The organism is Streptomyces sp. WG5 (assembly GCF_049974565.1).
Taxonomy (GTDB): Bacteria; Actinomycetota; Actinomycetes; order Streptomycetales; family Streptomycetaceae; genus Streptomyces.
On sequence record NZ_JBNGGC010000032.1, the window covers coordinates 68,923 to 86,009 of the forward strand.

16 protein-coding genes and 1 pseudogene are annotated in these 17,087 nt (G+C 72.5%); 13 read left to right on the forward strand and 4 right to left on the reverse strand.

Going from position 1 to position 17,087, the window contains the following annotated elements; genetic code table 11:
- Nucleotides 1-162: 162 nt before the first annotated feature.
- Entirely contained in the window at nucleotides 163-1,500 is a 1,338-nt protein-coding gene (gene allB / locus ACP4IX_RS28285; RefSeq protein ID WP_426522846.1) for an allantoinase AllB, read from the forward strand.
- 61 nt (nucleotides 1,501-1,561) lie between these two features.
- A complete protein-coding gene (gene alc / locus ACP4IX_RS28290; RefSeq protein WP_426522847.1) occupies nucleotides 1,562-2,692 on the forward strand; it encodes an allantoicase in 1,131 nt (376 codons plus the stop codon).
- 173 nt (nucleotides 2,693-2,865) lie between these two features.
- On the opposite strand, the gene ACP4IX_RS28295 is transcribed toward alc, so the two are convergent.
- Complete coding sequence (locus ACP4IX_RS28295) at nucleotides 2,866-3,636, reverse strand: SDR family oxidoreductase (RefSeq protein ID WP_426557300.1); 771 nt, start codon at nucleotides 3,634-3,636, stop codon at nucleotides 2,866-2,868.
- A gap of 134 nt (nucleotides 3,637-3,770) precedes the next feature.
- Here ACP4IX_RS28295 and ACP4IX_RS28300 point away from each other — a divergent pair, with 134 nt between their 5' ends.
- Together ACP4IX_RS28300 and ACP4IX_RS28305 are read left to right on the forward strand one after the other, a co-directional pair.
- Nucleotides 3,771-4,397, forward strand: coding sequence for a dihydrofolate reductase family protein (locus ACP4IX_RS28300; protein ID WP_426522849.1), 627 nt, complete (start codon nucleotides 3,771-3,773; stop codon nucleotides 4,395-4,397).
- Nucleotides 4,398-4,541: 144 nt separating this feature from the next.
- Nucleotides 4,542-4,937 (forward strand): ribonuclease domain-containing protein, encoded by a 396-nt coding sequence (locus ACP4IX_RS28305; protein WP_426522850.1) that lies wholly within the window; start codon nucleotides 4,542-4,544, stop codon nucleotides 4,935-4,937.
- A 30-nt stretch (nucleotides 4,938-4,967) separates the two neighbouring features.
- Here ACP4IX_RS28305 and ACP4IX_RS28310 read toward each other — a convergent pair whose 3' ends face one another.
- Both ACP4IX_RS28310 and ACP4IX_RS28315 read right to left on the reverse strand, forming a co-directional pair.
- A complete protein-coding gene (locus ACP4IX_RS28310; protein ID WP_426557302.1) occupies nucleotides 4,968-5,171 on the reverse strand; it encodes a hypothetical protein in 204 nt (67 codons plus the stop codon).
- Between the two features lie 252 nt (nucleotides 5,172-5,423).
- A pseudogene (locus ACP4IX_RS28315) lies at nucleotides 5,424-5,630 on the reverse strand (helix-turn-helix domain-containing protein); the annotation flags it as partial.
- A gap of 110 nt (nucleotides 5,631-5,740) precedes the next feature.
- Here ACP4IX_RS28315 and ACP4IX_RS28320 point away from each other — a divergent pair.
- Entirely contained in the window at nucleotides 5,741-6,367 is a 627-nt protein-coding gene (locus ACP4IX_RS28320) for an SAM-dependent methyltransferase (RefSeq protein WP_426557304.1), read from the forward strand.
- Nucleotides 6,368-6,406: 39 nt separating this feature from the next.
- Entirely contained in the window at nucleotides 6,407-6,907 is a 501-nt protein-coding gene (locus tag ACP4IX_RS28325; RefSeq protein ID WP_426557306.1) for a DinB family protein, read from the forward strand.
- A gap of 105 nt (nucleotides 6,908-7,012) precedes the next feature.
- Here ACP4IX_RS28325 and ACP4IX_RS28330 read toward each other — a convergent pair whose 3' ends face one another.
- Nucleotides 7,013-8,035: a Gfo/Idh/MocA family protein gene (locus ACP4IX_RS28330; RefSeq protein WP_426522854.1), complete on the reverse strand. Its 1,023-nt coding sequence runs from the start codon at nucleotides 8,033-8,035 to the stop codon at nucleotides 7,013-7,015.
- A 129-nt stretch (nucleotides 8,036-8,164) separates the two neighbouring features.
- On the opposite strand from ACP4IX_RS28330, the gene ACP4IX_RS28335 reads away from it, so the two are divergent.
- From ACP4IX_RS28335 to ACP4IX_RS28365, 7 genes are all read left to right on the forward strand, one after another.
- Entirely contained in the window at nucleotides 8,165-8,902 is a 738-nt protein-coding gene (locus ACP4IX_RS28335) for a myo-inositol degradation transcriptional regulator (protein WP_426522870.1), read from the forward strand.
- A gap of 312 nt (nucleotides 8,903-9,214) precedes the next feature.
- A complete protein-coding gene (locus ACP4IX_RS28340; protein ID WP_426522855.1) occupies nucleotides 9,215-10,219 on the forward strand; it encodes a sugar ABC transporter substrate-binding protein in 1,005 nt (334 codons plus the stop codon).
- Nucleotides 10,216-11,256: an ABC transporter permease gene (locus tag ACP4IX_RS28345; RefSeq protein ID WP_426557308.1), complete on the forward strand. Its 1,041-nt coding sequence runs from the start codon at nucleotides 10,216-10,218 to the stop codon at nucleotides 11,254-11,256. Before ACP4IX_RS28340 ends, ACP4IX_RS28345 begins: the two co-directional genes overlap by 4 nt.
- Nucleotides 11,253-12,062, forward strand: a complete 810-nt coding sequence (locus ACP4IX_RS28350) for an ATP-binding cassette domain-containing protein (protein ID WP_426522857.1) — start codon at nucleotides 11,253-11,255, stop codon at nucleotides 12,060-12,062. The genes ACP4IX_RS28345 and ACP4IX_RS28350 overlap by 4 nt, the downstream gene beginning before the upstream one ends.
- A gap of 121 nt (nucleotides 12,063-12,183) precedes the next feature.
- The gene (locus ACP4IX_RS28355) at nucleotides 12,184-13,332 is read left to right on the forward strand and encodes an ROK family glucokinase (RefSeq protein ID WP_100044432.1); all 1,149 of its coding nucleotides are present in this window, start codon (nucleotides 12,184-12,186) and stop codon (nucleotides 13,330-13,332) included.
- Nucleotides 13,329-13,910 (forward strand): sugar kinase, encoded by a 582-nt coding sequence (locus ACP4IX_RS28360; protein WP_426557310.1) that lies wholly within the window; start codon nucleotides 13,329-13,331, stop codon nucleotides 13,908-13,910. Before ACP4IX_RS28355 ends, ACP4IX_RS28360 begins: the two co-directional genes overlap by 4 nt.
- Nucleotides 13,911-14,020: 110 nt before the next feature.
- Nucleotides 14,021-16,936, forward strand: a complete 2,916-nt coding sequence (locus ACP4IX_RS28365) for an SNF2-related protein (protein ID WP_426557312.1) — start codon at nucleotides 14,021-14,023, stop codon at nucleotides 16,934-16,936.
- Nucleotides 16,937-17,087: the final 151 nt, after the last annotated feature.

Here is a 17,087-nt window from a genome sequence, read left to right on the forward strand (position 1 = left end):
AGCTACGTTCTGCTTGCTGGAATTCTAATTCCGCTTTGTGGAAACGTCTAGAGGGGTGCCGTCGGGCATGTCCGCGCAAAGGGCGCCCCTTGACGTCGCAGAACGGGGAATGAAGACTCCTTCAACAGAACGTTGAAATCGGCGGCAGAGAGAGGGGTTCGGGTGTCCGAGGCTGAACTGGTACTGCGCTCGACGCGCGTCATCACTCCCGAGGGGACACGCGCCGCGTCGATCGCGGTGACCGGGGGCAAGATCGCGGCCGTTCTGCCGTACGACGCCCCCGTACCGGCCGGCGCCCGCCTGGAGGACGTCGGAGACCACGTCGTCCTGCCCGGCCTGGTCGACACCCACGTGCACGTGAACGACCCCGGCCGCACCGAGTGGGAGGGCTTCTGGACCGCCACCCGCGCCGCGGCGGCCGGCGGCATCACCACCCTCGTCGACATGCCGCTCAACTCCATCCCGCCGACCACCACCGTCGACAACCTGCGCACCAAGCGCGAGGTCGCCGCCGACAAGGCGCACATCGACGTCGGCTTCTGGGGCGGAGCCCTGCCCGACAACGTCAAGGACCTGCGCCCGCTGCACGAGGCCGGGGTCTTCGGCTTCAAGGCGTTCCTGTCGCCGTCGGGCGTGGACGAGTTCCCGCACCTCGACCAGGAGCAGCTCGCCCGGTCGCTCGCGGAGATCGCCGCCTTCGACGGCCTGCTGATCGTGCACGCCGAGGACCCGCACCACCTGGCCGCCGCCCCGCAGCAGGGCGGCCCGAAGTACGCGCACTTCCTCGCCAGCCGCCCGCGCGACGCCGAGGACACCGCGATCGCGGGCCTCCTCGCGCAGGCCAAGCGGTTCAACGCCCGCGTGCACGTCCTGCACCTCTCCTCCAGCGACGCCCTGCCGCTGATAGCCGAGGCCCGCGCCGACGGCGTGAACGTGACGGTCGAGACCTGCCCGCACTACCTCACCCTCACCGCCGAGGAAGTGCCGGACGGCGCCAGCGAGTTCAAGTGCTGCCCGCCCATCCGGGAGGCCGCCAACCAGGACCTGCTGTGGCAGGCGCTCGTCGACGGCACCATCGACTGCGTGGTCACCGACCACTCGCCGTCCACCGCCGACCTGAAGACCGACGACTTCGCCACCGCCTGGGGCGGCATCGCCGGCCTCCAGCTCAGCCTGCCGGCCATGTGGACCGCGGCCCGCGGGCGCGGCCTCGGCCTGGAGGACATCGTGCGCTGGATGTCCGCGAACACGGCCCGCCAGGTCGGCCTCGACGGGCACAAGGGCGCCATCGCGGCCGGACACGACGCCGACTTCGCGGTCCTCGCCCCCGACGAGACGTTCACCGTCGACCCGGCCGCCCTCCAGCACCGCAACCGCGTCACCGCGTACGCGGGCAAGACCCTGTACGGCGTCGTGAAGTCCACCTGGCTGCGCGGACAGCGCGTCGTGGCGGACGGCGCGTTCACCGAGCCGAAGGGACAGCTCCTCACCCGGCCCTGACACGTCCGGACCTCCTGAATCCAGATCATCCCGAACGACCCGGAAGGAACACCTGATCACCGTGACGGCCCAGCAGAACACCTCGTTGGCCAGCTTCACCGGCGACGCTAACCCCTACGGAGGCGGCGACCCGTACGCCGACTACCGCACCGCCGACCTCCCCTTCACCCAGTACGCCAACCTTGCCGACCGGCAGCTCGGCGCGGGTGTCGTCGCCGCCAACGACGAGTTCTTCGCCCAGCGAGAGAACCTGCTGGTGCCCGAGCCCGCCGAGTTCGACCCCGAGCACTTCGGGCACAAGGGCAAGGTCATGGACGGCTGGGAGACCCGCCGGCGCCGCGGCGCCGCGGCCGACCAGCCCTGGCCCACCGAGGACGACCACGACTGGGCGCTGATCCGCCTCGGCGCCCCTGGCGTGATACGCGGCATCGTCGTCGACACCGCCCACTTCCGCGGCAACTACCCGCAGGCGGTCTCCGTCGAGGGCACCTCGGTCGCGGGTTCCCCGTCGCCCGAGGAACTGCTCGCCGACGACGTGAAGTGGACGACCCTCGTCCCGCGCACGGCGGTCGGCGGCCACGCGGCCAACGGCTTCGCCGTCTCGGCCGAGCAGCGCTTCACCCACCTCCGCCTCAAGCAGCACCCCGACGGGGGCATCGCCCGCCTGCGCGTGTACGGCGAGGTCCTCCCGGACCCGGCGTGGCTCGCGGCCCTCGGCACCTTCGACGTGGTGGCGCTGGAGAACGGCGGCCAGGTCGAGGACGCCTCCAACCTCTTCTACTCGCCGGCCACCAACACCATCCAGCCGGGCCGCTCCCGCAAGATGGACGACGGCTGGGAGACCCGGCGCCGCCGCGACCGGGGCAACGACTGGATCAGCTACCGCCTGGTGGACCGCGTCCAGGTCCGCGCGATCGAGATCGACACGGCCTACCTGAAGGGCAACTCGGCGGGCTGGGCCTCGGTGTCCGTGAAGGACGGCGAGTCCGGCGAGTGGCGCGAGGTCCTGCCGCGCACCCGCATGCAGCCCGACACCAACCACCGCTTCGTCCTGCCCGAGGCGGCCGTCGGTACCCACGCGCGCGTGGACATCTTCCCCGACGGCGGCATCTCCCGCCTGCGTCTGTTCGGCTCCCTGACCGAGGACGGCGCCGGCCACCTGGCCGCCCGTCACCAGGAGTTCGGCGGCTGACCCGCCGCTCACCGACCCGCGGGGCGCACCGGCCGGACAGCACCGGTGCGCCCCGCGCGCATGCCGCCCCTCGATGCGGGGCTGCCGCCTGACCAGGCGTAGCGCCCAGTCAGGCGTAGCGCCCAGTCAGGCGTTCCGCCCAGTCAGGCGTTCCGCCCACTGAGGCGTACCGCCTACGCCGCGTGTCCGCCGTCCACCGCGAACTCCGCGCCGGTGACGTACGAGGCGCCCGCCAGGTACGCCACCGCCGACGCGACCTCGTCCGCGGTGCCGAAGCGGCCCAGCGCGGTCATGGCCGCCTGCGCGTCCGCGTAGGGACCGCCCGCCGGGTTCATGTCGGTGTCGATCGGCCCCGGGTGGACGATGTTCGCCGTGATCCCCCGCGGACCGAGTTCCCTGGCCAGGGCCTTGGTCAGCCCGACCAGCGCCGACTTGCTCATCGCGTACAGCGTTCCGCCCGGACCCGGCACCCGCTGCGTCATGCAGGTGCCGACGGTGATGATCCGGCCGCCCTCGGCCATGCGGGACGCGGCCGCCTGCGAGGTGAGGAAGACCCCGCGGACGTTCACGGCCAGCAGCCGGTCGACATCGGCGAGCGACAGGGCGTCGAGCGGGCCGAGCAGGCCCAGGCCCACGTTGTTGACCAGCACGTCGAGGCCGCCGCCGAGCGCCCGTGCCGCGCGCTCCACCGCCCCCGCCGCCTCGTCCGCGTCGGCGGAGTCCGCCCGCAGAGCCACCGCCCGGCGCCCCAGTGCCTCGACGGCCCGTACGACGTCCTCGGCCGCGTCCTTGCCGTTGACGTAGGTGAGGGCCACGTCAGCGCCCTCTCGCGCCAGCCGCAGCGCGGTCGCCGCACCGATGCCGCGGCTGCCGCCCGTCACCAGGGCCGTCCGGCCGGTCAGCGGCGCCCAGGAGTGAGTGAGTGATCCCGTGTTCGTGTTCATGGGCCCATCCCAGCGGGCCCGCCCCGCACACGCTGGCGGCGAACGGACGTCGACCTGACCGATGATTCGCCGAGGCCGGGGGAGTCTGAACCGGTGACCACACAACCCACGGCACCGGAAAGCAGGCACCCGTCATGGGCAAGCTCGTACTCACCACCTTCCTCACCCTCGACGGCGTCTACCAGGCCCCCGGCGGACCGCAGGAGGACACCCGCGACGGCTTCGGCCAGGGCGGCTGGAGCGTCCCGTACGGCGACGAGGACTTCGGCCGGTTCGTCAACGAGGTGTTCGGCCGCGTCGGCGCGTTCCTCCTCGGCCGTCGCACGTACGAGATCTTCGCCTCCTACTGGCCGAAGATCACCGACCCGGCCGACCCCGTCGCGGCCAAGCTGAACGGTCTGCCGAAGTACGTCGCCTCCGCCACCCTCACCGACCCCGGCTGGGCGGGTACGACCGTGCTCGGCGGTGACCTCGCCGAGGAGGTCACCGGGCTGAAGGAGCGCACCGACGGAGAACTCCAGGTGCACGGCAGCGGAGCCCTCGCGAGGTCGCTGCTGGCGCTCGACCTCGTCGACACGGTGCACCTGCTGACCTTTCCCGTGGTGCTCGGCGCCGGGCGCCGCCTCTTCACGGAGGGCGCCCTGCCGACGGCCTTCCGGCACACGGACGGGCGCGTGACGGCCGCGGGTGTCTCCATCCAGTCGTACGACCTGGCCGGACGCCCCGAGTACGGGACGTACGAGCTGCCGGAGAGCGCGTGACCGCACCCGGGCGGCGGCCCCGCCGCCCGGGCGGACGGACCCCGGGCGGCGGTGGGTGAACTCGCCGAAAACACATAGGACTTCCCGGAAAACTCCACGACTTGTCATTGACATGCCACTATCTACGCGCGTCATCATGAGGTCATGCGATTCCCCCCACGCGCCGCCCGGCTCGGCGCGGCAGCCGCAGTCCTGTCCGCCCTCCTCGTGGGCGGCACCGTCTCCGCCACCACGGCGGGCGCCGCCACCACGGCCGTCGGTGACATCTGCTACAGCGACCTGCCCTCCCAGGCGCACGACACGCTCGACCTGATCGAGCAGGGCGGCCCCTACCCGTTCGAACAGGACGGGACCGTCTTCCAGAACCGGGAGGGCATCCTGCCCAGCCGGTCCACCGGCTACTACCACGAGTACACGGTGATCACGCCCGGCTCCGACACGCGTGGCGCCCGCCGCATCGTCACCGGTGAGGACTACCGGGAGGACTACTACACGGCCGACCACTACTCCTCGTTCGACCTCGTCGACCACGGCTGCTGAGGGCCGCGGCACCGGAGGCGGTACCCCGGCTCACCACCCGGGTCCCCGGCTCGCGGCGGCGGCGAACAGCGCGAGGGCCGGCCCGACGAGGGCCACACCCGCGTAGATCTCGCAGCCGTCCGCGAAGCCGACCCGGTGCACCAGTCCCCGGTCCCGGTCGGTGAACTGGTGCACCGGACCCGCCGCGCCCTGCACCAGGGTGAAGAAGCCGATGCCTCCCGGTGGTTCCTTCACGCCCCCGACGCTCGCCCCGCGGACCCCCCACGCGCATCAGCCGCGGGGCGAGCCCACCTCCGACCGAAGCCCCCGTCCCCCGTCCCCCGTCGCTCCGCGGGCCGAGGGTCCGCGGCGCCGCGCCTTCGGTCGGCGCTGCCGTGCGTACGGCGGTCGCGGCGGCCGGCGCCGCACGGATCTGTCGACCGTGAACAGAGGCGGGCCGGCGCAAATCACCCCGGCGTTCCCGGAGCGTCGCCGACTGCCGCCCCCGGGGCTGATCGCACGGCTCGCCCCGTCCGGCGGAACGTCATGGACACGGGACAGCGGCAGCAGCAATTCCAGGCCGGGCCGGCGCTGCCCGCCCTCCAGCCGGGACAGAGCGCTCTCCCACGCGCCGGTCGTCGCCTCGAGGTGGGCAAGGGGGATGCCGCGGTCACGACGCAGTGCGCGGAGCCGCGGCCCCACCGCGGCGAGCACGTCGTCGTCATGAGGATGATCCCTGGGCCACCTTGCCGTAACCGCAAGATTCCGTGCCACGTGGTGGGCGCCCGGCGAGACTGAGCGCTCACCGGCACAAGGGAGTCCTGATGAACACCACCGATGCGACCGAATTCTGGGACGGTGTCTACGCCGCGCGACCGGAAGCCGACCGGCCGCAGCCGAACGCTCGCCTGACCGAGACGATGACGGGCCTGCCGCCCGGTGACGCACTGGACCTCGGGTGCGGCGACGGCGGCGACGCATTGTGGCTCGCCGGCCAAAAGTGGCACGTCACCGCCGTCGACATCTCGTCCGTGGCGGTGGAACGGCTCGCCGCCCTCGCTTCCTCACACGGCCTCGGCGACCGCGTCACCGCCGTGCGGCACGACGTGCACGAGTCCTTCCCCCCGGGCGGATTCGACCTGATCTGCGCCCACTACCTGCACACCCCCTTCGACCTGGACCGGGCAACCGTCCTGCGCTCGGCCGCGCACGCACTGCGCGCAGGCGGGCGACTCCTGGTCGTCGACCACGGCTCGGCCGCGCCGTGGTCGTGGAACCAGGACCCCGACATCCGGTACCCCAGCCCCCGGGAAGTCGCCGCGGGCATCAATCTGGACCCGGCCACATGGACGGTCGAGCGCGCCGACACCCCCCACCGGATCGCGACCGGCCCGGACGGGCAGACCGCCGAGGTCACCGACCACGTCCTCCTCATCCGCCGCACTGCCTGACCGGGCGAGACCAGCCCCTCCGAAGGCAAGGAGCCCCCTGTGACCAGCACCACGCGCCGCGAACGCCGCCGCGACACCCCACCGCCCCGGACCACGAACAGCGAGACCGAGGTCCTGCGCGGATTCCTCGACTACCTTCGGACCTCGATCGCCGCGAAGGTCGACGGCGCTCCCGAACCGCGGGTGCGTACGGCCGCGGTGCCGTCGGGCACGAACCTGCTCGGCCTGCTCAACCATCTGGTCTTCGTCGAGCGCTCGATGTTCCTCGGGGACGAGGTCACCGACTGGAAGGCGACCTTCCGGGCCGCGCCGACGGACAGCGCGGCCGAGGTCGTGGCCCGCTACCGGGACGCGGTCGAGCGCGCGAACCACGTGCTCGACCGGTGCACCGATCTCGGCGCACCGGTCCCTCGACCCCAGCTGGACCGCCCCGCACCCAGCGTCCGCTGGGCACTCACCCACATGATCGAGGAGACCGGCCGTCACGCGGGCCACGCGGACATCCTCCGCGAACTGATCGACGGCTCGACCGGCCGCTGATCCCTCCCCGGGCGGCGGCACGACCTGCCCGGCCGCCGCCCGGGGAAGAACAGACCGACCGGGGAACGGACCTGGAACATCGACGCAGCCCAGCAGAGCGAGGCCTCACCCCGCCACGGACGCGGCGGCCTCCGGAACCTCCGCCGGCCGCACCGGTCTGCGCTCGCGCCGGGAGATCTCGCAGGCCTCGGCGATCCGCAGGGCCTGCAACGCCTCGCGCCCGTCGCACGGGTTGGCCCGCTCGCCGCGCACGACCTCGACGAACGCGGCCAGCTCCGCCGCGTAGGCGGGCCCGAACCGCTCCACGAAGCCGGTCCACGGTTTGTCCGCGGCCGGCGGCCCGGTCGGCTCCGTCGAGGCGATCGGCGTACGGTCGTCCAGGCCGACGACGATCTGGTCCAGCTCCCCGGCCAGCTCCATGCGCACGTCGTACCCCGCGCCGTTCAGCCGCGTCGCCGTCACCGTGGCCAGCGTGCCGTCGTCCAGCGTGAGGAGCGCCGCGCCGGTGTCCACGTCGTCCGCCGCGCGGAACACCGGCGGCCCGGCGTCGGAGCCGGCGGCGTACACGTCGGTGACCTCCCGGCCGGTCACCCAGCGCAGGATGTCGAAGTCGTGGACGAGTGTGTCCCGGTAGAGTCCGCCGGACTGCGGCAGATACGCGGCCGGCGGCGGCGCCTGGTCACTGGTCACGGCCCGGACGGTGTGCAGCCGGCCGAGCCGCCCGGACCGTACCGCCTCGCGGGCCCCCGTGTAGCCGGCGTCGAAGCGGCGCTGGAACCCCATCTGGAGAATCGTCCCGGCGGCCTCCACCTCGGCGATCGCCTGCAGCGTGCGCGGCAGGTCCAGCGCGATGGGCTTCTCGCAGAACACCGGCAGCCCCGAGCGTGCCGCCCGGCCGATCAGTTCGGCGTGGGCCGGCGTCGCCGTGGTGATGACCACGGCGTCCACGCCCCACTGGAAGATCTCGTCCACTCCTGGTGCCGCCGTCTCGCCCAGCCGGTGGGCCAGGTCCTGCGCCCGCGCGAGGTCGGCGTCCGTGAGGATCAGGGACCCGACATCGCGATGGCGGCTGAGCGTGTTGGCGTGAACGGTGCCGATGCGGCCCGTCCCGATGACCCCGATGCGCATGGAATCAAAGTGGGCGCACGGCCCGCGCACTGTCAATGTGTATGTCCGGACAATCGAACTACACAACTTCCCGTCACCACCGCACGGAGCTACGCTCGGCCCGTGCCGAAACCAGAAGTGGATCCGACCGTGCCGCTGGACCTCAGCGTGGATCGCAGCAGCCCCGTGCCGCTGTACTTCCAGCTGTCGCAGCAGCTGGAGGCGGCGATCGAGCACGGCGCGCTGACCCCGGGCAGCCTGCTGGGCAACGAGATCGAGCTCGCCGCGCGGCTCGGTCTGTCCCGGCCCACCGTCCGCCAGGCCATCCAGTCGCTCGTCGACAAGGGCCTGCTCGTGCGCCGCCGGGGCGTCGGCACCCAGGTCGTGCACAGCAAGGTCAAGCGCCCGCTCGAGCTCAGCAGTCTCTACGACGACCTGGAGGCGGCGGGGCAGCGCCCGGCCACGAAGGTCCTGGTCAACACCGTCGTCCCCGCGACCGCCGAGGTCGCCGCCGCGCTCGGCGTCGCGGAGGGGAGCGACGTGCACCGGGTGGAGCGGCTGCGGCTGACGCACGGGGAGCCGATGGCGTACCTGTGCAACTACCTGCCGCCCGGTCTCTTCGACCTGGACACCGCGCAGCTGGAGGCCACCGGCCTGTACCGGCTGATGCGCGCCGCCGGGATCACCCTGCACAGTGCCCGCCAGTCCATCGGCGCCCGGGCCGCCACCGCCGGCGAGGCCGAGCGGCTCGGCGAGGACGAGGGCGCCCCCCTGCTCACCATGGAACGCACGACGTTCGACGACACGGGACGCGCGGTCGAGTTCGGCACGCACACCTACCGGCCGTCCCGCTACTCCTTCGAGTTCCAGCTCCTCGTACGGTCCTGACCCGGGCCGACCGGCGGTGTGGCGCAGCGGCGCGCGGTGCGCCGTCCGGTACGCCGCGCCGTTCGACCGCCGTATGCCGCGCCGCCCGCCCGTACGCCGCACCGCGCGCCGCCCGTACGCCGCAGTCCGCCCGTCTGCCGCTCGTCGTGCGAGTCCGCGGTCATGTCCGGACAATGTGACCGACGCCTGCTCCCCGGCTCCGAGTGATCGTTTCCCATGTCGGACAATGGGGCGTTTGGGGTTTCGAGAACCCGGCCGGGTTCCGCGGACTCCGGCACGCACAGCACGGCACAGCAAGAAGGGCACGGCCTCGTGGCACGGTTTCGGACCTGGGTAGGCATAGCGCTGGCAGGGGCACTGTCGGTGTCCCTGGCCGGCTGCAGCAGTACGGGCGGCAAGCGCGCCGAGGACGCCCGCAAGGCCGCGTCGGCCCAGGGGAAGGCGGCGGTGAACACGCCCCGCTGGACCTTCGCGATGATCACTCACTCGGGTGACGGCGACTCGTTCTGGGACATCGTCCAGAGCGGCGCCGAGCAGGCCGCGGTGAAGGACAACATCAACTTCCTGTACTCCCAGGACGACGAGGCCCAGCAGCAGGCGGAGCTCGTGAACACGGCCATCGACAAGAAGGTCGACGGGATCATCGTCACCCTCGCCAAGCCCGCCGCCATGAAGTCCGCCCTGGCCCGTGCGCAGAAGGCGGGCATCCCCGTGATCACCGTGAACTCCGGCTCGCGGGAGTCCAAGGAGTTCGGCGCCCTCACCCACGTCGGCCAGGACGAGACCATCGCCGGTGAGGCGGTCGGCGAGGAACTCAACGAGCGCGGGCGCGAGCAGGCGGTCTGCGTGCTGCACGAGCAGGGCAACGTCGGTCACGAGCAGCGCTGCGAGGGTGTGGAGAAGACCTTCGACGGCACGGTCGAGCGGCTCTACGTCAACGGCACCAGCATGCCGGACGTGCAGTCCGCCATCGAGGCCAAGCTCCAGACCGACAAGGCCGTCGACGCCGTGGTCACCCTCGGCGCCCCCTACGCCGACACCGCCGTGAAGGCCAAGCAGGGCGCGGGCAGCAAGGCCGAGATCGACACCTTCGACCTCAACGCCAAGGTGGCCGCCGGCCTGGAGGACGGCACCCTAGGCTTCGCCGTCGACCAGCAGCCCTACCTCCAGGGCTACGAGGCGGTCGACCTGCTGTGGCTGTACAAGTACAACGCCGACGTCCTCGGCGGCGGCCGGCCGGTGCTCACCGGACCGCAGATCGTCACCAAGGACGACGCCGCCGAGCTGGCCGACTACACGAAGCGGGGCACTCGATGAGCGCCGCCGCGGAAGCCCGGTCTGACGAAAGGATTCTGCAGTCTTCCCCGCTGCGGAAACTGCTGGGCCGCCCAGAACTCGGCTCCGTCGTCGGCGCGATCGCCGTCTTCGTCTTCTTCGCGTTCTTCGCCGACAGCTTCCTGCGCGCCTCCAGCCTCAGCACGGTCCTCTACGCCGCCTCCACGATCGGCATCATGGCCGTCCCGGTGGCGCTGCTGATGATCGGCGGCGAGTTCGACCTGTCCGCGGGGGTCATGGTCACGTCGTCGGCCCTGGTGTCGTCGATGTTCAGCTACCAGATGACCGCCAACGTCTGGGTCGGCGTCGGCGTGTCCCTGCTGGTCACCCTGGCGATCGGCGTCTTCAACGGCTTCATGCTCACCCGCACCAGGCTGCCCAGCTTCATCATCACGCTGGGCACCTTCCTCATGCTGACCGGCCTGAACCTGGGCTTCACCAAACTGATCGACGGCACCGTCTCCACCAAGACGATCGCCGACATGGAGGGCTTCGACTCCGCCCGCGAGGTCTTCGCCTCCACGATCACCGTCGGCGGCGTCGGCTTCAAGGTCACCATCCTGTGGTGGCTCGCCCTGGTCGCCGTCGCCAGCTGGATCCTGCTGCGCACCCGCGCCGGCAACTGGGTCTTCGCGGTCGGCGGCAACAAGGACGCCGCCCGCGCGGTCGGCGTCCCGGTCACCAGGACCAGGATCGGCCTCTACATGGGCGTGGCGTTCGGCGCCTGGATCTCGGGCCAGCACCTGCTCTTCTCCTACGACGTCGTCCAGTCCGGCGAGGGCGTCGGCAACGAGCTGATCTACATCATCGCGGCCGTCATCGGCGGCTGTCTGATCACCGGCGGCTACGGCAGCGCCGTCGGCTCGGCGGTCGGCGCCCTCATCTTCGGCATGACCAGCAAGGGCATCGTCTTCGCCGAGTGGAACCCCGACTGGTTCAAGTTCTTCCTCGGAGCGATGCTGCTCCTGGCGACCCTGCTCAACGCCTGGGTCCGCAAGCGCGCGGAGGCCACCAAGTGACCGGGACCCGAGCACGTACGGCGCTCGTCGAGCTGTCCGGCGTCAGCAAGAACTACGGCAACGTCCGCGCCCTCGAAGGCGTGTCCCTGGAGGTCCACGCGGGCGAGATCACCTGCGTGCTGGGCGACAACGGCGCCGGCAAGTCGACGCTCATCAAGATCATCGCCGGCCTGCACCAGCACGACGGCGGCACGCTGAGCCTCGACGGCGAGGAGACCCGCCTCGCCTCGCCGCGCGAGGCCCTGGACCGCGGCATCGCCACCGTCTACCAGGACCTGGCCGTCGTCCCCCTCATGCCGGTCTGGCGCAACTTCTTCCTCGGCTCCGAGCCGCGCAAGGGCGTCGCCCCGTTCAAGCGCATGGACGTCGACCACATGCGCCGCACCACCCGCGAGGAACTCCTCCGCATGGGCATCGACCTGCGCGACGTCGACCAGCCCATCGGCACCCTCTCCGGCGGTGAGCGCCAGTGCGTGGCGATCGCCCGCGCGGTGCACTTCGGCGCGAAGGTCCTGGTACTGGACGAGCCGACCGCGGCACTGGGCGTGAAGCAGTCCGGCGTCGTCCTGAAGTACGTGGCGGCGGCACGGGACCGGGGCCTGGGTGTTGTTCTGATCACCCACAACCCGCACCACGCGTACCTGGTGGGCGACAGGTTCGTCCTGCTGAAGCGCGGCGCGATGGTGGGCAACAGCGAGCGGCACGAGATCACGCTCGACGAGTTGACGAGGCAGATGGCAGGCGGGAACGAGCTCGATGATCTACGCCATGAGCTGCAGCGGACTCCGGGGCGCGGGGCTGAGTGAGGTGCGGCTGCGCCGCACGGGCGCGAACGGCCACGAGGCACCCGCACCCGGCGACGCACCACGCACCCCACCCCCTGTCCCATTCGGCGCTGGGCAGGGTCGTGCGGCACAATCGCACCCGATGAGCACCTACCGTGACTTCACCGCCCCCATCGGCTCCCGCCGCGCCCCGGTCCTGCGCACCGTGGGCACGAGGGAACGCCGCTCGCACCTCACGGCACCCCGCGTGCCGACGGTCGGCATCGACATCGGCGGTACGAAAGTCATGGCGGGCGTCGTCGACGCCGACGGCAACATCCTGGAGAAGCTCCGCACGGAGACCCCGGACAAGTCCAAGAGTCCCAAGGTCGTCGAGGACACCATCGTCGAGCTGGTCCTGGACCTCTCCGACCGGCACGACGTGCACGCCGTCGGCATCGGCGCGGCCGGCTGGGTCGACGCCGACCGCAACCGCGTCCTGTTCGCCCCCCACCTGTCCTGGCGCAACGAACCGCTGCGCGACCGGATCGCCGGACGCCTCGCCGTCCCCGTCCTGGTGGACAACGACGCCAACACCGCCGCCTGGGCCGAGTGGCGCTTCGGCGCCGGACGCGGCGAGGACCACCTCGTCATGATCACGCTCGGCACCGGCATCGGCGGCGCGATCCTGGAGGACGGCCAGGTCAAGCGCGGCAAGTACGGGGTCGCCGGAGAGTTCGGCCACATGCAGGTCGTGCCCGGCGGCCACCGCTGCCCGTGCGGCAACCGCGGCTGCTGGGAGCAGTACAGCTCCGGCAACGCCCTGGTCAGGGAGGCCCGCGAGCTGGCCGCCGCCGACTCGCCGGTGGCCTACGGGATCATCGAGCACGTCAAGGGCAGCATCGGCGACATCACCGGTCCGATGATCACCGAGCTGGCCCGCGACGGCGACGCCATGTGCGTCGAGCTGCTCCAGGACATCGGCCAGTGGCTCGGCGTCGGCATCGCGAACCTCGCGGCGGCCCTCGACCCGTCCTGCTTCGTGATCGGCGGCGGGGTCAGCGCCGCCGACGACCTGCTGATCGGCCCCGCGCGCGACGCCTTCAAGCGCCAGCTCACCGGCCGCGGCTACCGCCCCGAGGCGCGCATCGTCCGCGCCCAGCTCGGCCCCGAGGCCGGCATGGTGGGCGCCGCCGACCTGGCCCGGCTGGTCGCCCGCCGGTTCCGCCGCGCCAAACGGCGCCGGGTGGAGCGGTACGAGCGCTACGAGCGGTACGCGGAGGCCCGCCGCACGTCGCGGGAGTCGCTGTGACGGATTCCCTGCCCCACCAGGTCGGGCCCCCGGACGATCCCAGGACCGCGGCGGAGGACCACCGGCACATGGTCCGCCGCCGGTCGCTCACCCTGCTCATCATCGTGCTCCTCATCGGCGTCCCGGCCGGCTACCTCGTCATCTCCGCCAACCAGAGCCGCGACAGCGGCAGGGAGAAGGAGGCGAAGTACGCGGCGACCGGTATGACCGAGGGCTGGCCGTCCAAACTGCAGCGCCGCATCTACGAGGTGCCCGTCCCGGTCCCGTCCGAAGAGGTCGCGTACTACGAGACGAACAACTGGAAGACCAGCCGCCTCTACGTCCAGTTCGAGACCACCGGCGCGGGACTGGACGCCTTCCTGGCGGGACTGGGCGTCGACCGGGACTCACTGGAGAGGGACAAGATCGCCATCAGCGACCGTGCCCAGCGCATCACCGGCTGGGAGTTCGGCGGGTCCGGCTCCTGGTGGGGCCTCGTCAACGAGCAGCGGGACCCGGCGCCCACCCAGGACGTCGTCGTGAACATGGACAACCCGGACTACCCGATGGTGTACGTCGTCTCGCGCACGGTTCCCTGACCGCGGACGCGCGACGGCCGGGCCCGGAGGCCACCGGGGCCGATTGTCAGACCCCGCCCGTAGAGTCGAAGACATCTGATCCGGCACACGGGCGGGAGGTGACAGGACGTATGAGCGACACGGCTGTGAGGGGCACGACGGCTGCCGGACGAGCGGGGCAGCGGGGAGAGGTGAGGCGGCCGGAGAGGCCCGACCCCTCCGTCCCCGTCCGGCTCGCGGCCGTCTTCCTGCCCGCGGCGCTGCCGCGCGACGCACGGGTCGCCTTCTGGGACCCCGAGGGCGGGCCCGTGGCCGCCGTCCCGCCTCCCGACGGCACGGCCCGCCCCGCCGGGATCACGGAGCTCACCGTCGTACGGCGGCACGGCGCCGGGGCGCGGCGCCGGACGACGCCCGCCCTGTCGCTCCCGCTCGGCGAGGCGCTGCCCCTGCTGGTGCGCGCCCGGCACGACCCGGCAGCCCACCCGGCCACCGCGTGCTGGGGCGCCGCGGCCCTGCACGCCCTGCGGCTCACCGCGCGCGGCCGGCTGCTGCCCGGTCTGACGGCGACCGGCCACGACGCCTGGCGGGCCGGCCCGCTGGACCCCGACGACATCGCGCACCTGCGGGCGCTGGCCGCCGCGATGCCCCCGGAGGGCCACGCGGTTCCGTCGGACGGCCCCGGCCCGATCCTGCTGCCGCAACCGGAAGCACTCATACGCGCCTTCCTGGACGCGGTCGCCGACACCCTGCCCCGCACCCCGGCCGCGCCCCACGCCTCGGGGCGGCCCTTCGCCGCTCGCGGGGCCCAGCGCCTGCCCGACGCCCACGACTGGGCCGCCGAGGTCGCCGCCGGCGTGGACGCGGGCGTGCGGATCTCGCTCCGCCTGGATCTGTCGGCGTACGACCTCTTCGACGGGGACGGCGACGGCAACAGCGGCGCGCGCAGCGCGGGAGCGGCGGTCGTCCAGGTGCACAGCCTGGCCGACCCCACCCTCGTGGCCGACGCGGCGGACCTGTGGTCGGGGACGGCCGACGCCGCGTTCGGTTCCCGCGCGCGGGTGGACGCCGCCCTCGCGGTGCGGCGCGCGGCGCGGGTCTGGCCGCCCCTCGACCGGCTCACCGAGCAGGACGTGCCCGACGTCCTCAGCCTCTCCGAGGAGGAGGTCGTCGACCTGCTGGGCGTGGCGGCCGGCCGGCTCTCCGCCGCCGGTGTCGCCCTGCACTGGCCCCGCGACCTGGCCCAGGACCTCACCGCGACCGCGGTGGTCCGGCCCGCGCCCGGCTCGGCGACCGACGGCACGGGCTTCTTCGAGAGCGAGGCTCTCCTCCAGTTCCGCTGGCAGCTGGCGATCGGCGGCGACCCGCTCACCGAGGCCGAGATGGACACCCTCGCGGAGGCCCACCGCCCGGTGGTCCGGCTGCGCGACCGGTGGGTGCTGGTCGACCCGGGCCTCGTCCGCAAGGCACGCAAGCGCGACCTGGGCCTGCTCGACCCGGTCGACGCCCTGTCCATCGCCCTCACGGGCAGTGCGGAGGCCGACGGCGAGACGGTCGACGTGGTGCCGGTCGGCGCGCTGGCCGCCCTGCGCGACCGCCTCACAGCCGGTGTGCACCCGGCCGAACCACCGCCGGGCCTGCACGCCACCCTCCGCGACTACCAGCTGCGCGGCCTGGCCTGGCTCGACCTCATGACCTCCCTCGGCCTCGGTGGCTGCCTCGCCGACGACATGGGCCTCGGCAAGACGATCACCGTCATCGCCCTGCACCTCAAGCGGGCCCGCACCGGACCGACCCTGGTGGTCTGCCCCGCCTCCCTGCTGGGCAACTGGCAGCGGGAGATCACCCGGTTCGCGCCCGGCGTCCCCGTCCGCCGCTTCCACGGCCCCGACCGCACCCTGGACGGCCTGACGGACGGCTTCGTCCTCACCACGTACGGCACGATGAGGTCCGCCGCGGCGACACTGGCCGAGCAGCGCTGGGACATGGTCGTCGCGGACGAGGCACAGCACGTCAAGAACCCGTACTCGGCGACGGCGAAGGCCCTGCGCACGATCCCGTCCCCGGCGCGCGTGGCCCTGACCGGCACGCCGGTGGAGAACAACCTCTCCGAGCTGTGGGCGCTGCTCGACTGGACCACCCCCGGCCTCCTCGGCCCCCTCAAGTCCTTCCGCGCCCGGCACGCGCGCGCGGTGGAGAACGGCGAGGACGAGCAGGCTGTGGAGCGCCTCGCCGGTCTGATCCGCCCGTTCCTGCTGCGCCGCAAGAAGTCCGACCCGGGGATCGTCCCCGAGCTGCCGCCGAAGACCGAGACGGACCACCCCGTCCCGCTCACCAGGGAACAGGCCGCGCTGTACGAAGCGGTGGTCCGCGAGTCGATGCTCGCCATCGAATCCGCCGAGGGCATCGGTCGCCGAGGCCTGGTGCTCAAGCTCCTGACCTCGCTGAAGCAGATCTGCGACCACCCCGCGCTGTTCTTGAAGGAGGAGCACCCGCCGGGCGGAGCCGACCGGCTGACCGCCCGCTCCGGCAAGCTGGCCCTCTTGGACGAGCTGCTGGACACACTGCTCGCCGAGGACGGTTCGGCCCTCGTCTTCACGCAGTACGTCGGAATGGCCCGCCTCATCACCTCCCATCTGACCGCCCGCGCGGTGCCCGTCGACCTTCTCCACGGGGGCACGCCGGTCCCGGAGCGCGAGCGCATGGTGGACCGCTTCCAGAGCGGGGCGACCCCCGTCCTCGTCCTGTCCCTGAAGGCGGCCGGCACCGGCCTGAACCTCACCCGCGCGGGCCACGTCGTGCACTTCGACCGCTGGTGGAACCCGGCCGTGGAGGAGCAGGCGACCGACCGCGCCTACCGCATCGGCCAGACCCAGCCGGTCCAGGTCCACCGGCTCATCACCGAGGGCACGGTCGAGGACCGCATCGCCGAGATGCTCCAGTCGAAGCGCGCCCTGGCGGATGCCGTCCTGGGTTCCGGCGAGGCGGCCCTCACCGAACTGACGGTCCGTGAACTGTCCGATCTGGTGTCCCTGCGGAGGCCTTCATGACCCCCCGGCCCGCCGACGAGGCCCGCCGCGCCCTGCGCGAGGCACGCGAGCGAGGTGAGCGGGCGCCGGGCCCCGCCGAAGACGCAGACGTCGATGCGGGGACGGCGGGGCGTGAGCCGGTGCGGGCACACGGACGCGACCGGAACCGGGA

Coding starts and splice junctions, on each gene's coding strand:
- ACP4IX_RS28355 (WP_100044432.1), top strand. CDS start 12,184: ATGAGCACCTACCGTGACTTCACCGCCCCCATCGGCTCCCGCCGCGCC.
- ACP4IX_RS28305 (WP_426522850.1), top strand. CDS start 4,542: ATGCGATTCCCCCCACGCGCCGCCCGGCTCGGCGCGGCAGCCGCAGTC.
- ACP4IX_RS28295 (WP_426557300.1), bottom strand. CDS start 3,636: ATGAACACGAACACGGGATCACTCACTCACTCCTGGGCGCCGCTGACC.
- ACP4IX_RS28330 (WP_426522854.1), bottom strand. CDS start 8,035: ATGCGCATCGGGGTCATCGGGACGGGCCGCATCGGCACCGTTCACGCC.
- ACP4IX_RS28365 (WP_426557312.1), top strand. CDS start 14,021: ATGAGCGACACGGCTGTGAGGGGCACGACGGCTGCCGGACGAGCGGGG.
- ACP4IX_RS28345 (WP_426557308.1), top strand. CDS start 10,216: ATGAGCGCCGCCGCGGAAGCCCGGTCTGACGAAAGGATTCTGCAGTCT.
- ACP4IX_RS28320 (WP_426557304.1), top strand. CDS start 5,741: ATGAACACCACCGATGCGACCGAATTCTGGGACGGTGTCTACGCCGCG.
- ACP4IX_RS28300 (WP_426522849.1), top strand. CDS start 3,771: ATGGGCAAGCTCGTACTCACCACCTTCCTCACCCTCGACGGCGTCTAC.